At 51.7% G+C, this 2,495-nt stretch carries 3 protein-coding genes; all 3 read right to left on the bottom strand.

Features of this window, described 5'->3' with window-relative positions; genetic code table 11:
- Window positions 1–136 precede the first annotated feature (136 nt).
- On the bottom strand, window positions 137–451 hold the full coding sequence (locus tag H6F43_RS01285; protein ID WP_347272358.1) for a hypothetical protein: 315 nt from the start codon (window positions 449–451) through the stop codon (window positions 137–139).
- A 135-nt stretch (window positions 452–586) separates the two neighbouring features.
- Window positions 587–1,423 carry an Npun_R2479 family HD domain-containing metalloprotein gene (locus H6F43_RS01280; RefSeq protein WP_190340214.1) on the bottom strand — a complete coding sequence of 279 codons (837 nt, stop codon included), beginning with the start codon at window positions 1,421–1,423 and terminating at the stop codon, window positions 587–589.
- 890 nt (window positions 1,424–2,313) lie between these two features.
- Window positions 2,314–2,495, bottom strand: a 182-nt coding sequence (locus H6F43_RS21940) for a hypothetical protein (RefSeq protein ID WP_206754526.1), incomplete at its 5' end; no start/stop codon positions are given.

Genomic DNA, 2,495 nt, shown 5'->3' with positions numbered 1-2,495 from the left:
GGCGCGATCGTCGGAGGAGTTTGGGCGGAAGTCGGCAGCACCAGCAGTACTGCACCAATTAGCCAGCCAAAGCGCTTGAGAGTCATTGTTTCGTACAGAGGGGTGTGGTTCGATCGCGAGAGCGATTTGCTACTCGCTAATAGCGCTCCACACTAGAGCTAAAGACAGGCTCTACGCGGATGCCTATGACTCGTGACGGACGCAGCACCATGTATTCTCCCTGCACGTTCTTGATCGGCACGGTAATGAAATCGTTGGAGCTGGATTTCGGCACTAGTTCGCCGCTGTACCACTTTTGGAAGTCTTGAATCGTGGCGAACCGCACTTCTTCCCGGTGCCCTCCCTCGATCAGGAGATGGACCGCATACTCTGTCGGGGTGCGGGCGTAGCGGCTCTTTCTTGGTTCTCCTGCCGCATCACCAGTCCGGGTTGGATTTGTGTTTCCTGTCATAGCGCTCGCTCTTGATTCCAGTGACCTTCCCAATTATCTATCCAGCCGCGAGGCTGAATACACTAACTTTGCCCAAGGCAACAGGAAAAGTATCCTGCGAGGTGGCGGGATGAAGACAGCCTGCGAGAAATTCTCTTACTCGTCCGATTTCTCGTGCTCCACGACAAACACATTCGAGTAAAGATTGGCGATAATCTGCTTACCCTGCTGCGTCAGCGACAGATAGTGCAGCGCCTCCTTGATGTAGGGATACACGCCGTGCCAGTAGAACTTGGAATAATTTTTGCGCAGGTCGCCCGGGTGCTGATAGCCCAGCGCTTTGTTGACGCCCGTTTCCTCAAACTCGTAGAACAACGCGCTGATCTTCTTCAAATAGCGCGGGTCGCTAAGCTGCCCGATCAAATCAGAGGCGCGGATTAAGCCAGGATAGTTGACTGTATCTTGGTGATCTTCGACGGTGGGAACTGGGAAGCGCGTCAGTTCGATATTGCGCTTGACGACCTCAGCATCGATCAGCTTGTGACCACCGAACCGCTCCTCAACAAAGAGCTTTGCCCGATCGACGTGATACGGCGTTAATCCCGCATCGGTAGAACCGGGCGGTAAGGAAATCATCGTGCCGTCGCGTCCCGTGGCGTACATCCCGTCTCGGTCTTGCCGACAGACGCCTTTGACATAGCCAATGTCATGGCACACGAGAGAAATAATGAAGTGCAGCCAGTCATCGCAGGAGACGCCACCCTCTCGAATGTGCTTGCCGCGCAAAAGCTCCTGCCCCACCAGCGCTACCAGAATCGAGTGCTCGACGTTGTGGTAAAGGGCGTCGCTGTTGGCAATGTTCTCCATTGCCATGCCGCCAACCCACGCGATGATGTCCTCATAGTCGGACTTTAAGCCGCCGTAGGTGCGACGGTATCCTTCCTTGAGCTTGCTAACAAAGTCTTCGATTAGGAGTTCGGTTGCGTTAAACATGCTGAGCATACATGAGGACTAGTTTCAGGGCAGGGCAGAGAACAAGAATGAGGGGCTACCCTATTGTGCCAACACAGTCATAGGCTAGGGAACGGGTCGTAGCACGATCGTAGGCAGAGTGAGTCAGAACAGGCATAGGGGTTGAGACCCGGTTTGTAAGGATGCGCCCGCAAATGGTTTGAAGCATTTTTCTCGACAAACGCCACGATGCACCCCTTACCAGACGATCGTAGTCAGATTTATAGTTACTCTTACAGTCGCTTTACCAGCTCGCACTGCTACTTTCAGTGAAGTTTTGTTAGCGTTCTTGTACAGGGGGAGAGTTCTTTGCGAACTGACTCAGCCTATGGGCAAGTTATAGCAATTTTTAAGGACGCAGCGATCGGAGACGCTCGGCTGCAATTGGGCGTATCACGTGGCTCGCAAACCCTCATGAATTAGAATATCGGTGCCAAAGTGAGCTACTCAGGATTGCGGATTAAATAAGATGCAATTCTGCGGAATCGGCATCTTGCCAGTCTCTAGACAGCCGTCACGTCTATTCCACTTTATTTCTCCCCAGGCCCCTTTCTAACGAGTTCCTCCTGGTACTCGGCGGCTAGGGAGATGAAAGCGTAATAGCTTCTCAGAATTCGATTCGGAATTAATGCCTGAGCTATAAAACTGAACCACTTGAATTGAATTTAGCGCAGTTGCACTCATCCGCTCAGGCAGCAAAAGTGCAGCAATTAACAGAAACGCGCCGTAACTTTTCACAACTTCCTCTACGTATGCATCGTGAGACTGAACCGCAATGAGTAGATGCCTGCTCAGTTAATACAGTAGAGGTGTGAACCCCACGATCGATTCCCGTTTCCAGTCAACATGGCTACCGAAAGTAGACACAATGTTTACTCAAAACAGCAAATCTGTAGGCGATAAAAAGGGCAGCCACTGAGGACTGCCTTACTGTTTTCTTTGGTCATCTCCTTGAGCCTTGCTTGCTGAGTGTGGCTAATTCTCGGAGTAGTGGCGACAAATTCGTGAATGACTATGGCAGCGATCGTGGCTTGAGTAGTCAGCAGCTCAGTTA

The organism is Leptolyngbya sp. FACHB-36, assembly GCF_014695955.1.
Classification (GTDB): Bacteria; Cyanobacteriota; Cyanobacteriia; order Leptolyngbyales; family Leptolyngbyaceae; genus FACHB-36.
This window is presented reverse-complemented; position numbering and strand designations above follow the sequence as displayed.